At 39.9% G+C, this 25,713-nt stretch carries 24 protein-coding genes; 13 read left to right on the top strand and 11 right to left on the bottom strand.

Features of this window, described 5'->3' with window-relative positions; genetic code table 11:
- Nucleotides 1–67: 67 nt before the first annotated feature.
- The 3 genes from EVJ47_00690 (at nt 68) to EVJ47_00680 (ending at nt 2,166) form a co-directional block, all read left to right on the top strand.
- A complete protein-coding gene (locus EVJ47_00690; GenBank protein RZD14835.1) occupies nt 68–1,063 on the top strand; it encodes a succinate dehydrogenase/fumarate reductase iron-sulfur subunit in 996 nt (331 codons plus the stop codon).
- Nucleotides 1,060–1,947: a heterodisulfide reductase subunit B gene (locus EVJ47_00685; protein ID RZD14834.1), complete on the top strand. Its 888-nt coding sequence runs from the start codon at nt 1,060–1,062 to the stop codon at nt 1,945–1,947. Before EVJ47_00690 ends, EVJ47_00685 begins: the two co-directional genes overlap by 4 nt.
- Nucleotides 1,948–2,106: 159 nt before the next feature.
- The gene (locus tag EVJ47_00680) at nt 2,107–2,166 is read left to right on the top strand and encodes a hypothetical protein (protein ID RZD15525.1); all 60 of its coding nucleotides are present in this window, start codon (nt 2,107–2,109) and stop codon (nt 2,164–2,166) included.
- A gap of 227 nt (nt 2,167–2,393) precedes the next feature.
- Here the strand turns inward: EVJ47_00680 and EVJ47_00675 are convergent, their stop codons facing one another.
- The 7 genes from EVJ47_00675 to cysE all read right to left on the bottom strand — a co-directional run bounded on the left by EVJ47_00675 (nt 2,394) and on the right by cysE (nt 9,500).
- Nucleotides 2,394–3,767 carry a ribosome biogenesis GTPase Der gene (locus EVJ47_00675; protein RZD14833.1) on the bottom strand — a complete coding sequence of 458 codons (1,374 nt, stop codon included), beginning with the start codon at nt 3,765–3,767 and terminating at the stop codon, nt 2,394–2,396.
- On the bottom strand, nt 3,754–4,449 hold the full coding sequence (rnc, locus tag EVJ47_00670) for a ribonuclease III (GenBank protein RZD14832.1): 696 nt from the start codon (nt 4,447–4,449) through the stop codon (nt 3,754–3,756). Before rnc ends, EVJ47_00675 begins: the two co-directional genes overlap by 14 nt.
- 6 nt (nt 4,450–4,455) lie before the next feature.
- Nucleotides 4,456–5,865: a MiaB/RimO family radical SAM methylthiotransferase gene (locus EVJ47_00665; GenBank protein RZD14831.1), complete on the bottom strand. Its 1,410-nt coding sequence runs from the start codon at nt 5,863–5,865 to the stop codon at nt 4,456–4,458.
- Nucleotides 5,866–5,880: 15 nt separating this feature from the next.
- A complete protein-coding gene (gene mnmA, locus EVJ47_00660; GenBank protein ID RZD14830.1) occupies nt 5,881–7,002 on the bottom strand; it encodes a tRNA 2-thiouridine(34) synthase MnmA in 1,122 nt (373 codons plus the stop codon).
- A 30-nt stretch (nt 7,003–7,032) separates the two neighbouring features.
- Nucleotides 7,033–8,202 (bottom strand): cysteine desulfurase, encoded by a 1,170-nt coding sequence (locus EVJ47_00655; protein ID RZD14829.1) that lies wholly within the window; start codon nt 8,200–8,202, stop codon nt 7,033–7,035.
- A gap of 75 nt (nt 8,203–8,277) precedes the next feature.
- Nucleotides 8,278–8,754 (bottom strand): RrF2 family transcriptional regulator, encoded by a 477-nt coding sequence (locus EVJ47_00650; protein RZD14828.1) that lies wholly within the window; start codon nt 8,752–8,754, stop codon nt 8,278–8,280.
- 47 nt (nt 8,755–8,801) lie between these two features.
- Nucleotides 8,802–9,500, bottom strand: coding sequence for a serine O-acetyltransferase (gene cysE, locus EVJ47_00645; GenBank protein ID RZD14827.1), 699 nt, complete (start codon nt 9,498–9,500; stop codon nt 8,802–8,804).
- A 313-nt stretch (nt 9,501–9,813) separates the two neighbouring features.
- On the opposite strand from cysE, the gene EVJ47_00640 reads away from it, so the two are divergent.
- Nucleotides 9,814–10,134 (top strand): hypothetical protein, encoded by a 321-nt coding sequence (locus tag EVJ47_00640; protein ID RZD14826.1) that lies wholly within the window; start codon nt 9,814–9,816, stop codon nt 10,132–10,134.
- On the opposite strand, the gene EVJ47_00635 is transcribed toward EVJ47_00640, so the two are convergent.
- The 4 genes from EVJ47_00635 to EVJ47_00620 form a co-directional block, all read right to left on the bottom strand.
- Entirely contained in the window at nt 10,135–11,364 is a 1,230-nt protein-coding gene (locus EVJ47_00635; protein RZD14825.1) for an FtsX-like permease family protein, read from the bottom strand.
- A complete protein-coding gene (locus EVJ47_00630) occupies nt 11,361–12,083 on the bottom strand; it encodes an ABC transporter ATP-binding protein (protein RZD15524.1) in 723 nt (240 codons plus the stop codon). Before EVJ47_00630 ends, EVJ47_00635 begins: the two co-directional genes overlap by 4 nt.
- 192 nt (nt 12,084–12,275) lie before the next feature.
- Nucleotides 12,276–13,466, bottom strand: a complete 1,191-nt coding sequence (locus EVJ47_00625) for an efflux RND transporter periplasmic adaptor subunit (GenBank protein ID RZD14824.1) — start codon at nt 13,464–13,466, stop codon at nt 12,276–12,278.
- Between the two features lie 81 nt (nt 13,467–13,547).
- Nucleotides 13,548–14,999 carry a TolC family protein gene (locus tag EVJ47_00620; protein RZD14823.1) on the bottom strand — a complete coding sequence of 484 codons (1,452 nt, stop codon included), beginning with the start codon at nt 14,997–14,999 and terminating at the stop codon, nt 13,548–13,550.
- 129 nt (nt 15,000–15,128) lie between these two features.
- Between EVJ47_00620 and rimO the strand changes: the two genes are divergently transcribed.
- From rimO to EVJ47_00575, 9 genes are all read left to right on the top strand, one after another.
- Nucleotides 15,129–16,466: a 30S ribosomal protein S12 methylthiotransferase RimO gene (rimO, locus tag EVJ47_00615; GenBank protein RZD14822.1), complete on the top strand. Its 1,338-nt coding sequence runs from the start codon at nt 15,129–15,131 to the stop codon at nt 16,464–16,466.
- Between the two features lie 108 nt (nt 16,467–16,574).
- On the top strand, nt 16,575–17,123 hold the full coding sequence (locus EVJ47_00610) for a 4Fe-4S dicluster domain-containing protein (protein RZD14821.1): 549 nt from the start codon (nt 16,575–16,577) through the stop codon (nt 17,121–17,123).
- A 29-nt stretch (nt 17,124–17,152) separates the two neighbouring features.
- The gene (locus EVJ47_00605; protein RZD14820.1) at nt 17,153–18,031 is read left to right on the top strand and encodes a heterodisulfide reductase subunit B; all 879 of its coding nucleotides are present in this window, start codon (nt 17,153–17,155) and stop codon (nt 18,029–18,031) included.
- Nucleotides 18,032–18,073: 42 nt separating this feature from the next.
- Nucleotides 18,074–20,056 (top strand): CoB--CoM heterodisulfide reductase iron-sulfur subunit A family protein, encoded by a 1,983-nt coding sequence (locus tag EVJ47_00600; protein ID RZD14819.1) that lies wholly within the window; start codon nt 18,074–18,076, stop codon nt 20,054–20,056.
- A 43-nt stretch (nt 20,057–20,099) separates the two neighbouring features.
- Nucleotides 20,100–20,558 (top strand): hydrogenase iron-sulfur subunit, encoded by a 459-nt coding sequence (locus tag EVJ47_00595; GenBank protein ID RZD14818.1) that lies wholly within the window; start codon nt 20,100–20,102, stop codon nt 20,556–20,558.
- Between the two features lie 100 nt (nt 20,559–20,658).
- A complete protein-coding gene (locus EVJ47_00590) occupies nt 20,659–21,558 on the top strand; it encodes a 4Fe-4S ferredoxin (GenBank protein RZD14817.1) in 900 nt (299 codons plus the stop codon).
- 20 nt (nt 21,559–21,578) lie between these two features.
- On the top strand, nt 21,579–22,601 hold the full coding sequence (locus EVJ47_00585) for a hypothetical protein (GenBank protein ID RZD14816.1): 1,023 nt from the start codon (nt 21,579–21,581) through the stop codon (nt 22,599–22,601).
- Nucleotides 22,602–22,818: 217 nt separating this feature from the next.
- Nucleotides 22,819–23,643: a heterodisulfide reductase subunit F gene (locus EVJ47_00580; GenBank protein RZD14815.1), complete on the top strand. Its 825-nt coding sequence runs from the start codon at nt 22,819–22,821 to the stop codon at nt 23,641–23,643.
- A gap of 3 nt (nt 23,644–23,646) precedes the next feature.
- A complete protein-coding gene (locus tag EVJ47_00575) occupies nt 23,647–25,560 on the top strand; it encodes a threonine--tRNA ligase (GenBank protein ID RZD14814.1) in 1,914 nt (637 codons plus the stop codon).
- The last annotated feature ends 153 nt before the right edge of the window (nt 25,561–25,713 follow it).

Raw genomic sequence — 25,713 nt, 5'->3', positions numbered from 1 at the left:
TTTTTGGATAATTTTAAATATATATAGGGGACAGACTTAAGCATGTTCCCTATAAAGGGGTAATATAATGGAATTTAAGGTTAGGACATATAGATTTAATCCCGAGGTTGACGACAAGCCGTATTATAAAGAATATGCGGTACAGGATTTTCCCGGCATGACCGTTTTGAACGCCTTGATGAAAATAAAATCCGAGATTGACGGGACTTTAAGCTTTAGAAGGTCTTGCAGAAGCGCTATATGCGGTTCATGCGCCATGAAGATAAACGGCATTTCCAAGCTTGCGTGCAAGACCCAGGTAAACCCTGAAATCACAAAATTCGGCATAATTAATGTGGAACCTCTTGCCAATATGCCCGTCGTCAGGGACCTTATCGTCGAGCAGGAAAGTTTTTTTGATAAAATCAAAGAGATCAGGCCATACCTGTTAGGTCAAAGAGAGGACGAAGAACATCATAAGTTTCATGCCTTAAAGGAAGGCGAAAAGATAATACAACCTGTTTATTATAAATCCGAATTTCAAAATTTAACGGGAAATAACGATACCCCGAACTGCATTTTGTGCGAATGCTGTTATTCCGAATGCGGCGGCGTCGTAGGAAACAAAAATTATTTGGGACCTGCCGCTCTTGCCAAGCTATACAGGTATAGCGAGGACCCGAGAGACAACGACAGAAACGGCTCCCGCTTGGTAAACGGCTCAAAACCCGACGGCATGTGGGACTGCGTTCATTGCCAGGCATGCGAAGAGTTCTGTCCAAAAGGGATTTCGCCGGTGAAAGGAATAGTTAAAATGCACGAGAAGGCGATAAAAAATTCCATTAATTTTTCGAGCGGCGCAAAACACATTATTTCGATAGCCAAATCCATCGAAGAAACAGGAAGGCTCGACGAAGTTAAGGTTGCATTCGATACCGGCGGAATAACAGGGCTTATCAACGATTTGCCTATGGCTTTCGGCGCGGGATTAAAAGGGAAAATACCTCCCATCAGGCTTAAATTAATCAAAGATATGGACGATATAAGACTTGCATATAAAGAATTAGATCTGGAGGAAAAATGATAAGTTATGCTTATTATCCCGGCTGTGTGGCGCAGGAAAGCGGAAAAGAACTTGATAACGCAACCAAATTTGTCGCAAAAAAGTTGGATATTAATTTAATTCCTATGCCGGAGGCTTCATGTTGCGGCGGAGGCGTTATCGACGGATTCGATAAAAATTTGAAGCTTTTTATAAACGGCAGAACACTGGCTTTGGCGGAAAAGGAAGGGCTTGACATATTAACCATCTGCAATACCTGCACTTTAACCCTTAGCGAAGTTAACGAGGAGCTTATAAATAATAGGGAATCTTTAGATAAGACAAACGAATATCTTGCGCAAATCGGCCTTAAATATTCGGGCAAGGTTAGAATAAAGCACCTGTTGTATGCTATAAGGGACGATATAGGTTTTGATAATCTTAAGAAAAAAGCGGTAAAAAGTTTAAAAGGGATTAATATCGCCCCATTTTACGGCTGTCATATATTGAGGCCATCAAGCGTTGTTAAATTTGACGATGTCGAAAATCCGCAGGGATTCGAAGAATTAATAAAGGCGTTGGGCGGAGAACCGGTATCTTATGTCCGAAGAACAAAATGCTGCGGTTTTCAAACGATACTTGTCAACGAAGCCACATCCACTTCTTTAGCGGGAAACGCCATTTTTGAAGCTCAGGAGAAAGGGGCGGATGTTATGGTTACCCCATGTCCATTATGCCATTTAAGCCTTGACACATATCAGACCGTTGCGGCCAGAAGTATCAATAAAAAATTATCGCTGCCGATAACACACCTTCCGCAGCTGATAGGGATTGCGTTAGGGGGAGATTATGCCGAAATGGGGTTCTCGCGGCATAATGTTTCGCTCAGGTCCGTAATGGCAAAAGTTAGACAAAACGAAATTTAATATATTTATATATATTTAATATAATAAAATGGGGCAGGCTTAAATTTGCCCTCTTAAAAATAAATAAAAAAAGGAAGGTTCAGATGTCAGACAATATAAATTTGGTTCTTAAAGCACTTAAAGGTCTTTCGATTATAGCGCAGGAAAGATTGGACGATTATGTGGATATATCGGATGAGGAGAGCAGGGAAGCCGCCGACCAAATCATCGAAACCGTAAAATATGAATCGGGCGTTATATTTAAGTCTATAAAAGAAAAGTTAGCCGATATTTTACTTGACGAAATGCATTTTGCTTCGACTTACGATATTGAAGAATTAACAAGGAAGATTCAAAAATTAGAAAGCAAATTAGACGAATTATCCGGTAAAATTAAGTAGAGCATTCTTGCGTTTCCTGTTAAAGCCCTCCCTGATTTCCTTCCTTCCGTGGAATGACGGCGGAAATCAAGCAGAGTATTTTTTATATTCTATGAGTACTTCGACATTGGTTTTTATTTCAAAGTAGTCTCTTATACTTGACCGTAAATGCTTTATATCTTCCATTCCAAATATCTTTCCCTTATTATTTGTGAAAAAAATGAAAGTGGGTATGTTTTCTCCGGCCTTTTGGGAGCCGTAAGCTATGTATTTGAAGAGCCGCCCTCTTTTCTCGCTGTTCTTTGAATCTATTATAAATTTATTGACATCTTTTGTTTTGATTTTTACCTTTTTCGCATCGTTTATTTCAACGGATAAATCTATCAGCCTGTTAAGGTTTTTATTTGTTTTAGAAGATATAAAAATAAAGGGCGTTTCCGAAAATTCTTTTAACCCTGCCTCGATATCTTTTTTGAGTTCGGAAACTTGAATATTTTTGTTTCTTAAATCCCATTTGGTAAAAGCTATTATAAACGGTTTTTTTTCTAAATTTATCATTTTTAACAAAGATAAATCGTCATGCGTTATTCCTGCCGTAATATCTATAAAGACAATTATGACATCCGCCCTTTTTATCTGGTTTAAGCTTTGTTTCTGAAAGCCCTCCGAATAAATATCCAGCTTTGATTTTTTTCTTATCCCTGAGGTATCGATTATAGTTATTATCCGATTTTTATATTTAAGGTAAGTATCGATCGAATCCCTTGTCGTGCCGGGTTTTTCATCGGTAAACAGCAAATCTTCCCTCATAATTGAATTTATAAAAGTTGATTTGCCGCTGTTGGGTCTGCCGACGATTGCAATCTTTAGGCCGCTTTCGTAAAAATCTCTTGGCGATTTATTTGAACACTTTATTTCCTTGGCAATTTGCTCTAAAAGGTCGTCTATGCCAAACCCGTTTTCGGCGCTTATCGCAATAGCTTTTTTAATGCCGAGGGACGAAAATTCGGCGTATGCGTTTTCAATATTTTTTAAAGAATCGACTTTGTTTATCACAAGGATAATCGTCCCTCCATTCCCTCCGGGCGGCGGAGTAATGTTTTTAATAAGGTGAAGATAAATTTCTTTATCTTCGGGTATCATGCCGTTTTTAAAATCTACGACAAAAAGAATAACCTTCGCCTTTTTGGCGTAATTAAAGACGCGCTCCCGTACCTTTTTTTCCAATGAGCGAAGCTCGAACGGCGTTTCGTTAGAAGAATGCAGATTGAACCCCCCGCTATCTGAAACGAAAAAATTGACCCCGTTATATGAGGCAGGTTTAATGTTTAAATCGAGCGTCGTGCCTGAAATCTTTGAAGTTAACGCGTGCGAACCTCCCAATATTTTATTAAAAATAGTAGATTTGCCGACATTAGGCCTTCCGACGAGGATTACTAGAGAATCGTTATTTTTTATCATAAGATTGAGATTGAGTATGGGTTTGGGTTTGCAATGTCTTTAAAGCTTCGGATGCGGCAATCTGTTCGGCAAATTTTTTGGATAAGCCGCTGCCGTACCCTAATATTTTATTATTTATGTTAACGCATATCGTAAAAATAGCACGGTGGTCCGGCCCCTCTTTTTTTATTGTATAATATTTTGGCACGGTATTATACTGTTTTTGAACAAGTTCCTGCAATATTGTTTTAAAGTCCTTATTCTTAAAAATTTCTTCGTTTACTTTTGGTATTAACCTGGATAAATGTTCTAAAAATACCTCTTTTGACTTATTATAAGACGAGTCCAAAAATATCGCCCCTATTACAGCCTCATAAACATTGCCGATAATCCTTTTATTTTTTTGTTCCTCGATATTTTCCATTAATATAAATTCGGGAATTTTTAAATTATTGGCAATTTTGTATAAATTCTCGAGACTGACTATTACAGAACGCCTTCTCGAAAGCTCGCCCTCCGATAAATCTTCAAAATTCAGATAAAGATATTCGGAGACAATTGCGCCTATAACGGCATCCCCCAGAAACTCAAGCCTTTCGTAATTATATTCGGGGTTATAAGATTTATGGGTCAGCGCCAGCGTGATAAGCTCTTCGTCGTTAAAGTAATAACCTATCCTTTTTTCGATATCTTCAAAATTCATATTCTCTTAAATAAAATCCTCGAATGCGATTAATACTTCGTCCTTAGCGTGCAAATCTTCGGTTTCTATAATTTTACCTTTAAACAATTTGCCGGGAGGTATCGTTAAATTATCTTTGCGCAGTTTTGCCTTTATATAATTCGAACTCACTGCCTTATTGCCCGGAAGGCTTAAAAATTCCAGAGATTTATTTTTAAATTTAAGGTGGAAATCTATTTTCTTTTGCAGAGAAATTTCCATAATTTTATTAGTTCTTTGTTTTATAACCCGCCCGTCAATCTTTGGTTTCATTAAGCAGGCTTTGGTGCCGGTCCTGTCCGAATATGAAAAAGCGTGAATGTAATATATCGGCAATCTGCTCAGGCTGCCCGCGGCGTCTAAAAAATCTTCTTCCGTTTCGCCCGGGAATCCGCTTATAATGTCTGTGCCTATCGCCGCATCTTTGATTTTACCTGTTAATTTTTCGGCAATTTTCATATAATCCTCAAAATTATAATGCCTGTTCATAAGCGCAAGTATTTTGTTTGAAGCGCTTTGCAGGGGAATATGAAAATGGTTTTGTATTTTCTTGCTATTTGCAAAAATTTCGATTAGTTCGTCGTCGATATAAATCGGGTCGATAGAGCTTATTCTGATTTTTATCGGGATATTTAATTCCTCGATTCTTTTTAATAATTCCTTAAATCCCTGCCCCTTTCCGTTTTTGCCCGCCCGGATTTTACTTTCGTATGAGCCTATATTTACGCCCGTAAGTATAACCTCTTTATAACCGAGAGCATTAAATTCCTTAACGGAATTTAATACGGCTTTAATATCTAAAGACCACTTTACGGGTCTTGCTTTCGGTATGATGCAAAATGAACATTCCGTTTCGCACCCCTCCTGTATTTTCAGGTAGGGTCTTACCCTCTTTTGATTTAATATAGTGTCGGGGAGCGTTTCCGAGGCAGTTTTTAACAATCCTGCCTTCCTGATATTATCGATTAATTTTATATTCGGAAGCCTTGAGAAATCTTTTTTATTAAGCTCTGCCGAGCATCCGGTTAATATGAGGCGGCTTTCGGGATAATTTCTTCTAATCTTTCGTATGATTTTATTTGTATAGGTATCGGCCTTTTCGGTTACGGAACAGGTGTTTAAGAAAAACAGTTGAATATTTTTTGGATTGGATTTAAGGTTTAAATGCATATTTTGAGCGGTTAAATCAGGTTTCACGATATTTATGTTTAATTGCTTAAACATTTCCTCGAATTGAGACGATTCAAACTGGTTAAGCTTGCAGCCTGAGGAGATAAAAGCGCAATTGACGGCGCCGTTACCGTCTTGAATGTCCCTAAGGTCATCAAGATTTAAATTGAACGATTCGAGTATTCCGTTTTTTATGTCAGTTATGTTATTAGTTTCTATTTTTTCCATATTTAATAAGACTATTTACGATATTATTCCGCCGCCGACAACCTTAAGCCCCGAATATAAAACTGCGGATTGTCCCGGGGTTATAAATTTGACGGGTTCGTCAAATAATACTTTAATCTCCCCATTTTTCAAAACAAAGGCTTTACATTTATAATCCGGCGAAGAATATCTTATTTTAACGGTTAAATCCATTTTATTAAGCTCCGCCCCGCCGTAAGGGTTAATAAAATTAAAATCTTTTATATATAATTCGCTATTATAGCAACTTTCCAAGTTTCCGACAATTATCTCGTTGGTATCCGCAGATATTTTTACGACATATAAGGGCGATTTTGAAGGTAAGCCAAGCCCCTTTCTTTGCCCGACCGTATAGTTAAAAATGCCGTTGTGCTCGCCTACAATATCGCCCCTTAAATTTTTTATAAGCCCCTTATTTTTAGAAAGTTTAATCTGTTTTTCGATGAATCCGGAGTAGGTTCCCTCGGAAATAAAGCATAAATCCACGCTGTCTTTTTTGTTTGATATTTGGCTAAAACCCGCTTCCAAAGCGATTTTTCTTGTATATTCCTTGTCAAAGCCGCCCACGGGGAAAATAATGCTTTTAAGGCTGTTCTGGGTTAAATTGTAAAGGACATAAGACTGGTCCTTAAGAACATTCCTTGACTTTAAAAGGAAATATTGCCCGTTTTTATTTTTTGTTATCCGTGCATAATGTCCAGTCGCTAAAAACTCCGCGCCTAATTCCTTAATTCTTTTTAATAAAATATCGAATTTTAGAATGCGGTTACATGAAATACAGGGATTTGGGGTTCTCCCGTTAATATATTCGGAGACGAAAGGAAGGGTAACGAAGGTTCTAAACTCTTCTTCCAGATTTATGACAAAATGGGGTATGCCGAGCCTGACACATACCTTTTTAGCATCAAGAATATCGTCTATACTGCAGCATGTTTTTGCTTCGGAATGGCCGGCATTCAATAGGTGCATCGAAACCCCTATTACCCCGTACCCCTTTTCTTTAAGTATTATTGCGCTGACGGAACTGTCAACGCCTCCCGACATCGCCACCGCAACCGTTCTTTTGGATTTTATAAACATTTTTATTGGCTTGCCATTCCCGCAAAAGCGGGAATCCATATAATCAAATACCGTTAAACTTAATAATTTTTATACGGGATTTGCCCTAAGTTTTAATACCCCCTTTTTTATTGCGCTTATCGCGTAATCTATGTCATCCATAGTCGTAAATCTCCCTATACTGAATCTAATGGCCGATTCTATTCTTTTTATATCATAGCCGTGCGCTCTTAAAACATGGGACAAAGAAATAGCCCCCGCATTACAGGCAGAACCCGCCGATGCGCTTATTCCGTAAAGGTCGAGGTTAAATAATAAAGACTCTGCTTTAACGCCGTCAAAAGAGACATTTACGGTATTTTTGAGCCTGTTTACCGGATGGCCGTTTAACTTGATTCCTTCTATAGCCGAAAAAAGTTTGTCTAAGAAAATGCCTCCGAAAACGCTTATCCTTTTTAGTTCATCATCCATGCCGTTTTTAAAAACGCCGAGCCCTTTCGCAATGGAAACAATCCCTGCCGTGTTTTCCGTTCCGGCCCTTAAGCCTCTTTCCTGATGTCCGCCGTATATTACAGGGTCTATTTTTACCCCCTTTTTTATGTACAATGCCCCGCACCCTTTGAGCGCATAAAATTTATGTCCCGAGAAACTGCATAAATCGAGAGGAATATCTTTCAGGCTAAAACCGCTTTTTCCGATAATTTGAACCAGGTCGCTGTGAAATAAGATATTATCTTTTGCATTTTTTACCGCTTTAAGTATCTGTTTTAAAGGGAATATTGTGCCGGTTTCATTATTCGCCCCCATAACGGAAACCAAAATAGTGTTTTCTTTGATACTTGAAATAAGGTCGTTTATAATGAGTTCGCCAAATTCGTTAATGCCGATGTAGCTTGTCTCGACCCCCTGGGTTTCCAGAAATTTAAATGTATTAAGCACCGCGTGATGCTCTACCTGAGATGTAATTATATGGGGAGTTTTATTTTTATTAAGCCTTTTATATGCGTAAACCGCTCCGATGATTGCAAGATTAATCGATTCCGAACCGGATGAGGTAAAAACTATTTCACCCTCCCCGCCCGCATCCAAAAAAGATTTAACGAAATCCCTCGAATCTTCTATTAAAATCCTTGCGGCCCTTCCCTCTTCATATACGCTTGAGGGATTCCCCTGAAAGTTTTTTAATGTATTAATCACCTCTTCCAAAACTATCGGGTCTAACGGCGTTGTAGCATTATAATCTAAATAAATTCTCGGCATCTATTAAAATTTTAAATAAATATCAACCCTTTATTCGTTAAAGTATTCGGACGGCACCTAATTTAATAAGCATATTCAGCAATTTTTTGCGCTAATCTTTGCGGGTTTTTCCAGTAATTTCCTATTAGATTTTTGCTTATATTCATTTATAACATCTTCTATCGTAATCGAATTTAAAAACCCGGTTATTTTGGTAGAAATTGAATTCCACATATCGAAAGCAAGGCAGATAGATTTTCTCTCGCATTCTTTTTTATTTTTAGCTTTACTTATACAGCTGATTATTTCAATGGGTTCTACGGAAGCTATTATGTCGCCTATCAGGATATCCGATGGTTTCTTGTTAAGCACATATCCCCCATTCGGCCCTCTTAAACTTCTAACGATGCCCGCTTTTTTTAATGTAAAAAATATCTGCTCCAGGTAGTGGATAGAAATCGATTCTCTTTCGGCTATATCTTTTAAACTGATGGGTATAAGGTTATTTTTAGAATAATACGATAAATCGATTATAGCCCTTACCGCATATTGTCCCTTTGATGAAAGCCTCATGTTATTTTAACACCTCTTTGCAAATTGCAAATATTTATAATTTTAATTTATTGCGGCGAATTTTTTCCCGCAGTCCCGCTTTGCAGGTTTGAACCGTGCCTGTCTCCTGCTTCAATTCCTTGAATCCTTTTTTCAAGCTCAGATATTTTAGACTTTAAAAGCGAAATCTCGTAAAAAGCGGGGTCGAATAACCTGTTATGTTCAAGGTCGATATGGTCATGAACCTCCGATTCGTCCCTTTTTGCCGATTTTGCCGGTATCCCGACAACCGTGGAATGAGGAGGAACTCCGTTTACGACCACCGAATTAGCCCCTATTTTACTGTCATGCCCAACCGTCAGAGGCCCTAATATTTTAGCCCCTACTCCTATCATAACATTATTTTCGATTGTGGGGTGCCTTTTTTCCTTTTTCCAGCTCGTTCCTCCAAGAGTAACTCCGTGGTATATGGTAACATCATCCCCTATTTCGGCTGTTTCGCCGATAACGACTCCCATTCCGTGGTCTATAAAAAACCTTTTGCCGATCTTAGCCCCCGGATGAATTTCTATGCCTGTTATAAACCTTGCAAATTGAGATACCAATCTGGCCAAAAGCCGCAGCTTATGTTCCCATAAAAAATGGGATAATTTATGAAAGTAAACGGCATGAAGGCCGGGATAACACAATAATACCTCTAACGTGCTTCTTGCCGCAGGATCTCTTTCGTAAACCGAATTTATGTTTTCTTTTAATGTTTTAAACATCGAATATGATATTTTTTATTTAATTTTATTTTATGTTATAATGAATCCACCGTAATCTCATATCTTATTAATATAATAACAGAAATTTAACTAATTTGAAATAGTAAGCGGAAATAGGAACACGAATCCCGATTTAGAAAATATTTAAGATATTCCAATATTAAGTAATTCTGGATTCCCGCTTTCGCGGGAATGACACCCTTTGGGTTAAAAGTTAAATTCCCGCATTGTCATTCCCGCGAAAGCGGGAATCCAGAAAATAAAATTTCTATTACAGGATTAAGGAGGAAGGCAAAATAAAAAAGGAGGCAAAATGGAGCAGGTCGAAGTAAAAATTATTACGAAATGTCCCCCGCACGGCCGGTGTAAAATGTATTCGTCTATCGTGTGGCTTATTATTTCCACCTTTAGAAATGTCAAGATTTCGATAATTCCGGAGGATTTTAAAGACAAAAACGATCCCGCCGGCCCTTGCGTTATAATCAAAGGAAAGGTTGTAGAACCGTCAAATACGATATATGTTTCCGGCGAGGATTTTATTAATGCGCTAAAAGAGGCGGGCGCAGTGCCTTATGAAGGGGTAAGTCCGACCTCAACCGCATTTGACGAGGTAATCGAAAAATGCCTGTCCTGATTATTCATACCTTAGCGCTTCCACGGGGTTCATTCGCGAGGCTTTAAAAGCCGGATAAAAACCGAAAAATATTCCTACGCACAGAGAAAATACTAACGATATTATTATAGGTTCCGTCGTAACGATGGTTTTAAGCGGGGAAAAAGCCGATATCGAGTTTGAAATGCCTATTCCGGCGGCTATGCCCAGTATTCCTCCGAAAAGACTCAACACCGAAGATTCTATAAGAAACTGCTTGAGAATATCTTTCTTTTTAGCGCCTACCGCCAATCTGATTCCTATTTCTTTTGTTCTTTCCGTAACCGAAACCAGCATTATATTCATTATCCCTATGCCTCCTACAAGCAAAGAAACGGCGGCTATGCTTGCCAGAAGAATAGTAAATGTGTTGGCGCTGGAATTTGCGGCCTGTGCGATTTCGGTAAGGTTTCTTACAAAAAAGTCATTTGGCTTGTGCAGCGGGATATGATGTCTTTGTCTTAAAAGGGCGGTAATTTCCGACTGGGCTATAACGGTATCCTCCTTTGATTTTGCCGATACCGCTATGGCATGTACCCATGTAGTTCCGGCGATTTTTTCCAGCATCGTAGTTATAGGTATTACTACCGTGTCGTCCTGATCCTGGCCGAATGCGTTAAAGCCTTTGACCGATAAAATGCCGATTACCGTGAACGGGACATTATGTATGAGTATAATGTGTCCGATAGGATTAATAAGTCCAAAAAGCTCCGTTGCCGCGGTATTGCCGATAACGGCGACATTTGCCGCCGATACGACCTGCTGATGGTCAAAAAACGTTCCTTTGGCGACAGGCCAGTCTCTAATTTCAGGAAATGTCGAACTTGCGCCCATTATAAGTGTTGACCAGTTATTGCCGCGCCATATAACCTGCTGAGCCATGCCGAGATTTCCCGAATCGGTTTTTACGGCGGGGAGTTTCCTTATTGCGTAGGCATCGTCCAGGGTCAGCGTCGGCAATATTCCGAAGCCTGTGTGAACGCCCCCTAACGAAGATGAACCAGGAAGGATTATAAGCATATTGGAACCCATAGAATTTATCGTGCTCTGGATAGCTTCCGAAGCCCCCTGTCCTATGCTGACGGTTGCGATAACCGAGCCTACCCCTATAATTATTCCGAGTATCGTTAAAAGAGACCTTATTTTATTTCTAAGAAGCGTTTTGTAAGCCGATTTCAAGTCAAGAAAAAATGCAAATTTTACCCGTTTCATAGTTTTGCCTCAGATATAGCCGAAGATATAATTACCCCGTCTTTAACGGTTATAAGTCTTTTTCCGTAATTAGCTATGTTTTTATCGTGCGATACAAGAATAATCGTTGCCCCTCTTTCTTCGTTAATTTTTTTGAAAAATCTCATTACATCCGCTCCCCTCACGGAATCAAGGTTGCCTGTCGGTTCGTCCGCCATAATAATAGGAGCGTTGTTTACTATCGCCCTTGCTATAGCGACCCTTTGCTGTTCCCCTCCGGATATCTGGTTAGGAAATTTGTTTTCTTTATCCGCAAGGTCAACGAGTTTTAACGCTTCCATTGCCATCTCCGTCGCTTCCTTCGAATGCATGCCCGAATAATACAGGGGCAGTTCGACATTTTCGACGATCGAAAGCCGCTGGATAAGATTGAAACCCTGAAAAACAAACCCTATTTTTTTGTTTCTTATCTCGGCAAGTTCATCGGAAGTTAAATTAGAAACATCCCTGCCCTCAAGAAAATATTTTCCGGCGGTGGGTCTGTCAAGGCATCCCAATATGTTCATAAGAGTGGATTTTCCCGAGCCTGATGCCCCCATTATGGAGACAAATTCACCGTTTTCGACAATAAGATTTATACCTTTTAGCACCTCATAAGAAATATCCCCGATTTTATAAATCATACCGATATTTTCAAGCCTTATTAGAGGGGAATTGCCGCCCGGAATATCATAGTCCATATTCATAGTTAATACCTTACTTAGAACCCAAAATTGCCGATAGAGATTTTATTTTCTGGATTCCTGCTTACGCAGGAATGACACCCGTTGGGTGAAAACTTAAAAATCTGCAAAGTCATTCCTGCGTAAGCAGGAATCCAGTGTTTTTAATGCATTGCGATATATTTAACAATCTCCATCGGCAATTTTGGGTTAGAAAAAGAGTCTTCTTCCCGGCGTCCCGGTAGCCTGATAATTCGATTTTAAGCCCGTTATTATTTCCGTTCCCACTTTAATATCTTTGGAAATAATCTCGGTGTCGCTGTCGTTGTTTATGCCGAGATTTACTATTACCGGTTCCGGCATTTTGTTTTTCAATACCCATACGACGCCCTCGCCGACCTTCAGTTTTTTGGATAAGTTGTCTAAAATCTCTTTGTTTTCGTCCTGCGGAATGAATCTTAAGGCAGCATTAGGCACGCCGAGAACGCCTTTTTTTTCCGAAACATAAATTTTAGGAATTGCCGTCATCCCCGGAAGGATTAACCCGTCCGGATTTTTAAAGTATATCGTAACATTATAGCTTACCACTCCCGAAACTGTTGTCGGGTTTATCCTTATGTTGTGAACATATCCCCAAAATGTCTTATCGGGATAGGCATATACGGTGAACGATGCCCTGTCCCCCTTTTTTATGCCGCCGAGATCCGCTTCATTTGTCGTAGTATATATTTCCATTTCCTTAAGGTCCTCTCCTATAGTAAAAAGGCTCGGGGTCTGGAAGGTTGAAGCGACGGTCTGCCCGACTACGACGCTTACATTTATAATAACGCCGTTTACGGGTGAGTATATCTTTGTGTATGAAAGATTGGTTTCATCCTGAGCAAGCTGGGATTTAACGGCATTAGCGGCATCCTCTAAGAATTTAAGCTGGGCTTTGTCCTGAAGATATATGCTGTACGCATTTTGCTCCGTGGCGTGGGCTATGAGATTTTCTTCCCATAATTTTTTATCCCTGATGTATGTAAGTTTGTCGTATGCCAGAAGGGCTTTTTGCTTTAAAACATTTGCTCTTGCGGATGCAAGATTTGCTTTATCCTGGTCAACTTTTTGAATAAAAGGAGTAGGGTCTATTTCGGCAAGAAGCTGTCCCTTTTTTACGACGGAGTTATACCAGACATAAAGTTTTGAAAATCTTCCCGATACCTGAGCCCCTACATTTATTGTATTGATTGGATTTGCGGTTCCCGATGTCGTAACATATTTTTGTATCGTCATGGGCTTGACGGCGTAAAGCTCGTAAACAGGATGCTTTGACCCCGATTTTATTATAAAATAAGAAATAGCCGATATTATAATCAGAATAACTGCGATTATTAAAATAATTTTTTTATTTTTCCCCATTTTTTCACCTTAATTTTATCCCAGCCGGCTGCGGCAGGTATGTTTTAAAGCCGCCGGCATTTAGACGGCTCATCCAGTTCTTTATCGTTTTATATAATGTTCCAACATCAAACCCAGGTCGGAATAAAGCTTGGCCTTTTGGTAAAAATAGGTAAACTTGGCGTTTATGTAACTTGTTATGCCGGATATATACTGGGCGTTTGCCGTTACAAGCTGAACCATAGAGCCCACCCCGACCTCATAACTTTTTAGCGCAAGCTGATATGCGAGTTTTGAGGCATCCGCCGATGATTTGAGCGCCTTTACCGTTGAATACTGATTTAAAATAGCGTAATAATCGCCGGAGACGCCGTAAACAAGATTATCTTCGGTAAGCCGCCTGTTCCATATATTACTGTTTAATATAGCCCTGGAATATTCGATTTTATTTTGGGTTAAAAACCCGTTAAAGATAGGTATGGAAACGGAAAGACCGGCTGAATAATTTCTGTTTAGCGGAAACGAAGAGTTTTGCCCCGTATATGAGAAATCGGCGTTAAAAGTAGGAAAGTATCCGCTTGTTGCCGCCCTCACGGATGACTCCGAGGATTTAACCGCATATAAGGATTCTTTTAGCTGGGGGTTAAATTTTAATGCCTTTTTTATAAGTTTATCTAATGCTAAATTAAAAGGTTTAAATTTAAGCGTATTAACAAAATGGTATTGTTTTGAAGGAGGAAGCCCTATCGAGTTGAGCAGCGCCAGTCTTGCAATTTTTACAATGTATATCGAGTTTATATAAGCTGCCCTTGCCGTTTCCATCGTTGCCCTTGCCGTTTCGGCGTCTAAGAGGTTCCCCGTTCCGACCCTGTAAAATGCGCCGGCGGCTTTATACTGGATTTCGCTGTTTTTTAGATTTTCCTTATCGGCTTTCATTAATTCCTTGTCCGCAAAATATGTGGCAAAATTAAGGATTACATTGTAGAGGTCGTTATTTATCGTGAGGCTGTAACCGGCTTTAGCCCCCTTCATGTTATAATTTGCGCTGAGATAATTGTAATAACGGGAGCCGAACGAGTATAACATATAAGTTGCGTTAATGCTTCCCGAGTAATTGTTTAAAGAATAATTTATTCCCCTTGTACCTGTCTGATATACTTGCCCGTTAACTGTAGTTATGCCGCTGTTATTGACATCCATAACCGAATTCTTAGAAAACCCCGCATTTCCGGAAATTTGCGGATAATACAGATAAAGAGATTGATTTTTGGCGTATATGGATGATACATAAGAGTATTTGGATGCCATTATTCCGGGATAATGTTTGAGGGCAATTTCTAAAGCCGTTTTCAAACTTATTGCGGCGGGAATGTTTTCATCGGTTTCAGGCGCGTTGTTATACGCGTTAAATGTTAATAAATCAGGGTTTGTCTTGTTTGATTTTTTTGCCGAATAAGAAGACGCATAAGAAGAATGGTTTGAAATTAAAATTAAAGAAAACGGTATAAAAAATAAAAATATTAAGGATTTAATAAAAGATTTAAAATTTGGCATGATTTTAAATTTTTAATAGCATAAAAAAACATTTTATATTATATTATAACCTTATAATTTTAATTATAAATTTTATGGTTAAAATATTATTACGATACTTAAATATGATTGTAATGACTTTATAGTCATTTGTCAAGTTATTTTATTGCCATGTCCCTTCGTTTTAATCTTATCAGTTTAGGATGTCCAAAAAATCAGGTGGATTCCGAGGTAATGTTTACCCGTCTCAAAACCTCCGGCGTTGAATTTACATATAATCTGGACGATTGCGATGTTTGCGTGATTAATACCTGCGGGTTTATAGAGGCGGCAAGAAAAGAGTCCATAGATGTCATTATGGAAGTAATTCGAAAAAGGGAAGAGGGGCGTCCGAAATATATCGTCGTTACGGGTTGTTTAGTCAATAACAATTTGAAAAGCTTAAAAGACGAATTACCCGAGGTAGATCTGTTTTTGTCAACATTCGACGAAGATAAAATAGTTAGCGAACTCGGCATCGTAACGAATAAAAATTTGAAGTCTTGCGAAAACGCAGGCAGGGAGCATTTTAATCTGAAGAGGACCGCGTATATTAAAATTTCCGAGGGATGCGATAGAACCTGTTCTTTCTGTACTATTCCGTCCATCAGGGGGAGCTATAAATCGAGGTCCGTGGATGAAATAAAGCAGGAGGCGGCCGGTCTGGCGCAAACAGGGGTTAAGGAGTTAATAGTAATATCGCAGGACACATCTTACTACGGTTTAGATTTAAATATCAAAAACGGTTTATATAAACTTTTAAAGGAACTCGTGAAGATTAAAGGCATAGAATGGATAAGGCTTTTATATCTTTACCCGTCAAAGAGATTATTTAACGCCGATTTAATAAGCCTTATGAAAAACGAAGAAAAGATATTGAAGTATATCGATATGCCCGTTCAACACATAAGCGGCAATGTTTTAAAACTCATGAAGCGGGGTGAAACAAAAAAAGATATTATAGAATTAATTCAAAAATTAAAAAATAATATTCGGGATGTTGCCTTAAGGACATCTCTTATAACGGGTTTCCCGTGCGAAACCGATAAGGATTTCGAGGAACTTTTAGGGTTTATTAAAGATGTTAAATTCGATAATCTGGGGGTTTTTAAATATTCGGACGAAAGGGGGGCGGACTCTTTTAAATATCGGGGAAAGATTAGAGCCGGAATTAGAAACGAAAGGTATAAAATATTAATGGAAACTCAGAGAAACCTTTTGCCTGAGATATTGTCCAAGCACATCGGCAGGACTTATAATGCTATCGTTGACGGGATCGGCAACAGGACGGTTAAGGCAAGAACCCCCTTTCAATCTCCCGATATCGACGGCTGCACATATTTATACCTTGAAGACATAAAAGATGAAAGTCTTCAAGGTTATGACGGTCTTGTGCCCGTTAATGTCTTAAAATTCAAAGACTATGATTTATATGCAAATTGTAAATAAAAAAGTCGGAAATTTGCTTGACTAAAAGTTCAAAATAAACTAAAATAAAAAGACTGCATTTATAATTTTATTTAAATTTAAAAAATAAAAATTTTTTAGGATATTAACATGAAAACGGTTATAAACGAACAGAACAGAAGGAACTTTGTTTCGCAGGTGGAGGCGATGCTTCACGATAAGCTTTCCAAATGTTATCAGTGCGGAAAGTGTTCCGCAGGCTGTCCCGTCAACTTCGAGATGGATTATACCCCGAACCAGATTATAAAAATGACGGAACTCGGTATGGACGATAAGGTTTTAAATTCTAAGACCATCTGGCTTTGCGTTTCCTGCAATACCTGTTCTACCCGCTGTCCAAAGGGTTTTGAGGTTACAGGGATTATGGATGTTTTGAGAGAAATAGCCGAAAAAAGAGGCATAACGGCAAAAGCCGAAAAAGAGGTTCAGATGTTTCACGAAGTCTTTTTGGACAATGTTAAATCCAACGGAAGAATATTTGAACTTGAGCTTGTAGGAAAGTACAAATTTAAAACAAGGCATCTGTTCAGGGATATGTTTTTGGCCCCAAAAATGCTTGAAAAGGGCAAGCTTAAAATGCTCGGGGAAAAGATTTCGGATTTAAATCAAATAGCCAAAATTTTTAAGGACTTTGAGTAAATTTAAAACTATTGGGAGAAATTATATATATGAAATTAGCATATTATCCGGGATGCTCGCTTAAGGGGACATCGTTTGAATACGAAGTGTCGCTGTTAAAAATACTCGAGGCGTTAAATATAGAAATTAAAGAAATACCAGATTGGAATTGCTGCGGGGCTTCGGCGGCTCACAGCATAAATCACAATCTTTCAATAGCGCTTCCGGCAAGAAACCTTGCAATAGCGGAAGGGGAGGGATACGAGTCCGTTCTTGCCCCTTGCGCCGCATGCTCTAACAGGCTTAAAACCGCCCATCACGAACTTAAATCGGATGAGATTCTTAAAAAGAAGATAACCGACTCATTAGAGATGCCCTACAATGCGGATATGGAAATAAATAATATGCTTGAATTTCTGATTAAGATTGTCGGTAAAGACAAGATAAAATCCATGGTTAAAAAGCCTTTGTCGGGACTCAAGGTTGCCTCTTATTACGGCTGTCTTTTAGTCAGACCCCCAAAGATTATGCAGTTTGATGACCCTGAAAACCCGGTGTCGATGGATGAATTAGTCGGTCTTACGGGGGCGGAGACCGTCGATTATTCTTATAAAACCGAGTGCTGCGGCGCCATTAACTCGCTTTCCAAGCCGGATGTCGTAATGGCTTTAACGGGCAATGTCTTATACGATATTAAAAAACATGGAGCAGACCTTGTGGTTGTTGCCTGCCCCCTGTGCCATTCAAATTTAGACGTCAGGCAGAGGGAAATCGAGAGAAAATACTCGGAAAAAATAGGACTGCCGGTGCTTTTTATAACCGAGCTTCTGGGGCTTTCTTTCGGCATAGCTCCGAAAGACCTTGCAATAGAAGGACATATGGTTGCGGCGGACAGGGTTTTAAGAAAGATAGAAGGATTAAAAAATTAAGATTATTATTTATTTAAGTTTGCATATATAGAGGTATATATTATGGCAAGAATAGGAGTTTTTGTTTGTTGGTGCGGTTCGAACATTGCAGGAACCGTCGATGTCGCTAAGGTTACCGAGGAGGCGAAGAAAGTTCCGGGCGTCGTAACCGCCGTTGACTACAAATATATGTGTTCCGACCCGGGACAAAACAGCTTGAGAAACATGATTAAAGAACAAAAATTAACGGGGGTTGTTCTTGCGGCATGCTCTCCGCATATGCATGAAAACACATTTAGAAAAGCTGCCGTTAAAGAGGGTTTAAATCCGTATTTTGTCGAGATTGCCAATATAAGAGAACAGGTTTCATGGGTTCATGAGGATAAAGAAAGGGCTACGCAAAAAGCCGTAGATTTAATGAAAATGATGGTGGAAAAGGTAAAAAGAGACAGACCCATCGAAGATGTCAGGGTTCCTTTAAACAAAAAAGCGCTTGTTATCGGCGGAGGAATATCGGGCATTCAAGCGGCATTAGATATTGCAAACGGGGGAGTAGAGGTCTTGCTTGTGGAAAAAGAGCCGTCCATCGGCGGAAGAATGATTCAGCTTGACGAAACATTTCCCACATTGGACTGCTCAAGCTGCATAATGACGCCGAAAATGGTTGAGGTAAACCAGCATCCAAACATAAAGCTATATACTTATTCCGAAGTCGAAGATGTTTCGGGATATATCGGAAATTTTAAGGTAAAAATCAAGAAAAAGGCAAGAAGCGTTGTCGAGCATGACTGCACAGGTTGCGGCGACTGCTGGAATGCCTGTCCGATGCATAAAAATGTCAAAAGCGAATTTAATATGAATTTGTCCGAAAGGACTGCGATATATGTTCCTTTTCCTCAAGCCGTTCCGCTTGTTCCCGTATTGGACAGGTCGGTCTGTCTTCACTTTAAAAAAGGCGGAAAATGCGTCAAATGCTATGAGGCATGCGGACCAAAGTGCATAGATTTTGATATGAAGGACGAGATTATCGAAGAAACGGTCGGCGCAATCGTTGCCTCGACAGGATACGACCTTATGGATAATTCCCTTTACGGCGAGTATGGCTACGGCAAATATAAGGATGTAGTATCAGGTTTACAGTTTGAACGGCTTTTATCGGCATCCGGCCCGACCGAAGGCGTGATTAAAAGACCCTCCGACGGGACAACTCCGCAGACAATCGTGTTTATTCAATGCGTAGGTTCAAGAGACCCCGAAAAAGGCGTTCCTTATTGCTCGAAGGTTTGCTGTATGTACACCGCAAAACATGCAAAATTATTTGCGCATAAGGTTCACGGTTCACAGAGCTATGTTTTTTATATAGACATAAGGGCGACAAGCAAGGGATACGAAGAGTTTGTCAGGGGGACGATGGAGCAGGACGGAGCGGTATATCTAAGGGGCAGGGTCTCGAAGATTTACGAAGATAACGGCAAACTTATCGTTAAGGGCGCCGATACGCTTTCGGGAAATCAGGTTGAGATTGCCGCAGATATGGTGGTTCTTGCAACCGGCGTCATACCTAAAAAGGGTTCCGACAAGACGGCGCAAATGCTCGGCATATCTTACGATAAATACGGATTTTTTACGGAGTCTCATCCGAAGCTCCGTCCCGCGGAATCCTCTACGGCAGGGATTTATCTTGCGGGCATGGCGCAGGGTCCGAGGGATATTCCCGAGTCTGTTGTTTCCGGTTCCGCCGCCGCATCTAAAATACTGGGGCTGTTTTCAAAGAACGAATACGAGGTTGAAGGAACGATTGCCAATGTTAATGAAGCTACCTGCGTTGCCTGCTTTTACTGCCAGAGGGTTTGCGGTTTTAGCGCGATTAGCAGGAAGGAGATTAAGGATAGAAGCGGCAAGGTTATAAAGGTTGTTGCCAGCGTCAATCCCGGACTTTGCACCGGCTGCGGCGCATGCGTCAATGCCTGTTTCTCGAAGTCGATAGATGTCAAAGGATTTATGGATGACCAGATATATGCGGAGATTAGGTCTTTAGCAATTTAAATATCCCTGATAATATTAAAACAAAAAAGGAGCCTGTTTTTAGATGGAAGATAAAAAAGAAAAGCCCGTGAAATCCGGCGGAAACAATGTGAGCGACCCCAGAATTATCGCATTTGTTTGCAACTGGTGTACCTACAGCGGAGCGGACCTTGCGGGAACAAGCAGAATGAAATATTCGGACAATGTAAGAGTAATAAAACTCCCCTGTTCGGGAAGAATAGACCCCTTGTTCATTGTCGAGGCGTTTAAGAAAGGGGCAAAGGGCGTATTGGTTTCGGGATGCCATCCCGGAGACTGCCATTATATCAGCGGCAATTATCATTCAAGAAGAAAATACGCGGCTTTCAGAGATTTACTGGGTTTTTTGGGCGTAGATTTAAACAGGATTGAATTTTCATGGATTAGCGCCTCGGAGGGTAATAAATGGGTTTCCGTAATTAATGAATTTACCGATAAGATTAAGTCGCTGAATGATAATTCAAGCGATATATTTAAAAAATAATTAAATAAAACTAAATAATAATTCATATGTCCCAACCCGCTTCAGCGGTAATCTATTCTATAATATAACTGATTTAAATTTAACTTTTAGGATATAATATATGGCAAATACAGATGAAAAGCTGCAAAAGATAGCAAAAGACCTTTTGGAAAGCGGGGAGGTTAGCTTAGTAATCGGCTATACCAAAGGCTCAAACCCCCAGAGGATGCGTCCGGTATTTATTACAAAGGCGGAGGATGCGGATAGGCTGTCTTTTAATCATCATGCCGTTCAAGATTTGGCGGTATTTTTAAAAAAGCCGGAGGTTAAAAAATTTGGCAAAATAGGCATAGTCGTTAAAGGATGCGACGAAAAGGCCGTTAACGCATTGATACAGGAGTATCAGGTTTCAAGGGATAATATAAAGATTATAGGCGTCGAATGTAACGGCGTCATCAGGCAAAATCTTGCCGACAAAGGTGAAACGGCTGTTTCCGAAGCCTCCGTTTACGATAAATGCCTCATCTGCAATGAACATACGCCTGTATTATATGACTACCTTGTCCCTTCCGAAGCCCCGAAGCTTAATTTATCAGGTAATCTGAAGCCTTATGCAAAGATAGAAGAGCTGGATTCTATGAGCCCCGAAGAAAAAAATTCCTTCTGGGAAAAAGAATTCGACAAATGCATAAAATGTTATGCATGCAGACAGGCCTGTCCGTTATGTTATTGTTCAAGGTGTATCGTCGAAAAGAATATGCCTCAATGGATAGACACAAATCTCGAAGAGACAGGCAATGCCCAGTGGAACTTAATCAGGGCTTATCATCTTTCTGGTAGGTGCATCGGATGCGGCGAATGTGAGCGCGCCTGTCCCGTAAATATTCCTCTTATGTTGATTAATGAAAAAATGGCAAGGGATGTCAACAATCTTTTTGGCTATAAATCGGGACTCGATATTAATGCCAAACCGGTGTTCGGAGTGTTTAGCGAAAGTGATTTTAACGAGTTTATAAAGTAAGATGCGGGAGAGCCTATAGAATGGAAGAAAAATATTTTGAAATCTTAGCCGAAGATTTAAAAAAATTTGTTAATTCTTTAATATCGGATAATTTTAATGTTATAGCCCCAAAAGACAAAGATGGGGACACATTTTACGGAAAAATAGATAAATTTGACGAAGCAAATCTGGGTATTCTTTTGCCGAAGATGTCTTATAAAGAATATCTTCTTCCCAAAACCGAAACTCTTTTCGAATATTCAGTTTCGGGAGTGGATGTCGATATAAAAGACGGTCTTGGAGCGGTTACGGGCGAAAACAAAAAAAGGGTTATTTTTGGCGGAAGGCCGTGCGATGCCGCCGCCGGTCCCATAATGGAAAAAGTTTTTAACTGGGATTACAGGGACGAATTTTTTAACGAAAGATTTAAGAATTTAACCATAATTTCTATAGCCTGCAAAAAGCCCGACAATTATTGTTTTTGCACGGATATGCAGCTTTCTCCCGAAAGTTCTTACGGTTCGGATATACTCCTTAAAAAGGAGGATAATAAATATTTTGCTACCGTGGTAAGCGAAAAGGGGTTGGAGCTTATAACCCCATACTTAAGCCTGTTTAAAGAAATAACGAAGGCTCAGATTCCTGCAGATAAGGACTGGAAAAAGGTTTTTGAAATCGAAAAGACAAAGGGGTTTTTGGATAAAAATTTTGAACATAACTATTTTCAGGACAGGTTTTTATCCTGCATCGGCTGCGGGATTTGTACTTATACATGCCCGACATGCCATTGCTTTGACATTCAGGATGAGGGGAATTTAAAAGAAGGCAGAAGGATTAGAAACTGGGATTCCTGCCAGTTTGCAATATTTACGCTTCATACATCGGGACATAATCCAAGGGTTACGCAGGGCGACAGGTACAGGCAGAGGCTTATGCACAAATTTAAAATATACAGCGAGAAATTTAACAAGTATTTATGCGTCGGGTGCGGCAGGTGTTCGAGAAATTGTCCCGAGGATATAGATATCAAGGAAGTGGCAAGGGATCTGGCGGGGTTAATTTAATAATTATTGTTATTTGTCATTATGACGGAATGACGGGAAAACTGGATTCCCGCTGAAGCGGGTTGGGACAAACTGCAAATAAATAAGGTCATAATGATAAATGAAAACGGTTAAAACTGGTTTGTCATTCCCGCGAAAGCGGGAATCCAGTCGAAAGGCGGCAGATAATGACCGTAATTGATAAAATTTTTAACATATAGCAGGGAGCAGATAGTTAATGGAAAATATTTACTTACCTAAGTTAGCGGAAATAAAGGAAATTATTCAGGAAACCAACGATACCAAAACAATCCGCCTTGCCATAAACGGCGGCAGTATCGATTTTTTGCCGGGTCAGTTTGGAGAGTTTTCGGTTGTAGGGGAAGGGGAATCGACCTTTGGGTTTTCGTCGTCTCCTCTAAGAAAAGAATTTTTTGAATTTAGTTTCAGAACCTCCGGCAGGGCAACCACCGGTATAAACGGATTAAATCCCGGGGACAAACTATCCTTTAGGGGTCCATACGGAAACTATTTCGATACGGCCAAAATGAAAGGCAAAGACCTCGTTTTCATCGGCGGCGGTATCGGTATGGCGCCCGTAAAATCAATTCTGGAATACTGTTTCGACGAAAGGGATGATTACGGCAAAATAACCGTTTTATACGGCGCAAGAACCGTGAACGACCTTTTGTATAGAAATGTTTTTGACGGCTGGAAAAAATATAAAAATACAGAGGTGGTTATTACCGTCGATCCGGGCGGCGAAACTCCGGATTGGACGGGGAAAGTCGGTTTTGTTCCTACTATTCTCGAACAGCTCCCCCTTAAAGGTGAAAATAGCATTGCCGTCGTTTGCGGGCCTCCGATTATGATAAAATTTGCCTTAAAGTCCTTAGAAGAAAAGATGGGTTTTGACAAAGAAAATATTATTACGACTCTTGAAAATAGAATGAAATGCGGGCTGGGCAAATGCGGGAGGTGCAATGTCGGAAGCGTTTATGTTTGCAAAGACGGTCCCGTTTTTACGGCAAGGGAACTCGAGAGCCTTCCTAACGACTTTTAATATATGCAATTATTAATCATTCATGCCGATACCTTTAGTTATGCTTTAACAGGAAAGACGCCTGTTGCCGAAGAAATCGATGTAAATTCCGTTAAAGAGTCCGAGGTTTCGTTTAAAGATCCGTTAGTGGTTTTTTGCACCGTAGAAAAAGGCGACGCCTCGGATGCGTACGCAATCGTTAAAAAGGCTTTTTATGAGATAAAAGGTATTTCAGAAAAATTAAAACCCCGGATTATAGTTTTATATCCTTACGCCCACCTGTCAAACAGTCTTGCCGAACCGTCTTTTGCAGTTAAGACCTTAAATAGCTTAAAAACGGAATTAGAATCTATCGCAGGGGTTTACAGGGCGCCTTTCGGCTGGTATAAAAGCTTTAAAATATCCTGCAAGGGACACCCTTTAAGCGAGTCGTCCCGCCATATAGTAAGCGAATCAGCCCCGAATCAGGCTATCCATAAGACAAGGGAAGATGTCGTAAAAGATGTGGAAAGCGAATTTTTTATATTGGATTATACCGGTGCAGAGACTAAAATAAATTTAAACGATAAAAACATATTAGCCGGCGATACCCTCAAAGACTTTCCATCCTTAAGAAAAGTTATCGCCTTCGAGGAATTTAAAATTAAAGACGGCGCAACCCCCCCATCCGTTGCGGCTATGAGGCGGCTTGAAATTGCCGACCATGAGGAAAACTCTGATTCGGGACATTTGAGGCTTTATCCGAAAGGGACGCTGTTATACAAACTTTTATCCGATTGGGCGGAAGATATCGCCTTAAACAGGTTAAAATGCATGGAGATTGAAACTCCTTTGATATATAACTGGAACAAGCCCGAAATTAAGGGGCAGGGGGAATCTTTTCATGAACGGCATTATTCCGTTTTTGTGCCCGACGAAAAAAGCGAAAGCGGGGGATTTGCAAAAGGCAAGGAGTTTGTCTTAAGGTTTGCGGGCGATTTTGGGCTTTTTTCGATGCTTAAAGACGCAAAGATTAGTTATAAACAGCTACCGCTGAGATTTTACGAGTTTTCGAAAAGCTTTAGATACGAAAAAAGCGGGGAGTTATCGGGTTTAAGGAGATTAAGGGGTTTTACGATGCCCGATATTCACAGCTTTTGCCTTAATTTAGAAGAAGGATTCAACGAGTATCAGGTGCTTTACAAACAATATGCCGATTTAGCCGAGGCCGCAAAAATTGAATATGCCGTTGTTTTTAGAATAGTTAAAGAGTATTATGATAAATATAAAGATAAGATTATCGAACTTTTAAAATATTCAAAGAAGCCGGCTCTTATAGAAACATTGTCGAAAATGAAGCACTATTGGGCGCTTAAGCATGAATTTCAGGGCGTGGATTCCGTGAACGGTTCCTGCCAGCTTTCGACCGTCCAGCTCGATGTCGAGGATGCCAAAAGATACGGCATAAATTTTGTTAACGAAAACGGCGAAAAGGAGGGATGCATAATCTGCCATTCTTCCGTCGGCGCAATAGAAAGATGGATGTATCTCATTTTGGAAGAGGCTCTTAAAAAAAATATTCCTGTTTTGCCTTTATGGCTCAGCATAACGCAGGTAAGAATTATTCCGGTATCCGATAAATTTCTGGATTTTGCGGTTAAACTTAAGGAAAAACTTTTTAGCTCAGGTATCAGGGTTGACATCGACGACAGGGATTTCAGCCTCGGCAAAAAGATTATGTTTGCGGAGGAAGAATGGGTTCCGTATATCGTCGTCGTGGGGCATAAAGAGGCGGAAGGGGGGGTTTTGCCGGTTAGAAACAGGTATAAGGAAAGAAAGAATTTCAATCTTAACGAGGAAGAGTTAATAAAGGAAATTAAAGGCGGAACCAAAAATATGCCGTACAGAAACTTAATACTTCCCGATATGGTTTCAAAGAGGCCTATATTTGTCGGCTGATTAAATATATTATATACTTTAATTATCGGTATAATTTACCTTAATCCTGCATTAGAAATTTTATTTTCTGGATTCCCGCCTACGCGGGAATGACTATTCGGAGATTAAGGTTTTAACTCAACAGTCGTCATTCCCGCGTAGGCGGGAATCCAG

Origin of the sequence: Candidatus Acidulodesulfobacterium ferriphilum, from assembly GCA_004195035.1 — a bacterium.
Classification (GTDB): domain Bacteria; phylum SZUA-79; class SZUA-79; order Acidulodesulfobacterales; family Acidulodesulfobacteraceae; genus Acidulodesulfobacterium; species Acidulodesulfobacterium ferriphilum.
Note: the sequence above shows the minus strand (reverse complement) of the source record. Positions and strands in the feature narration are given on the sequence as shown.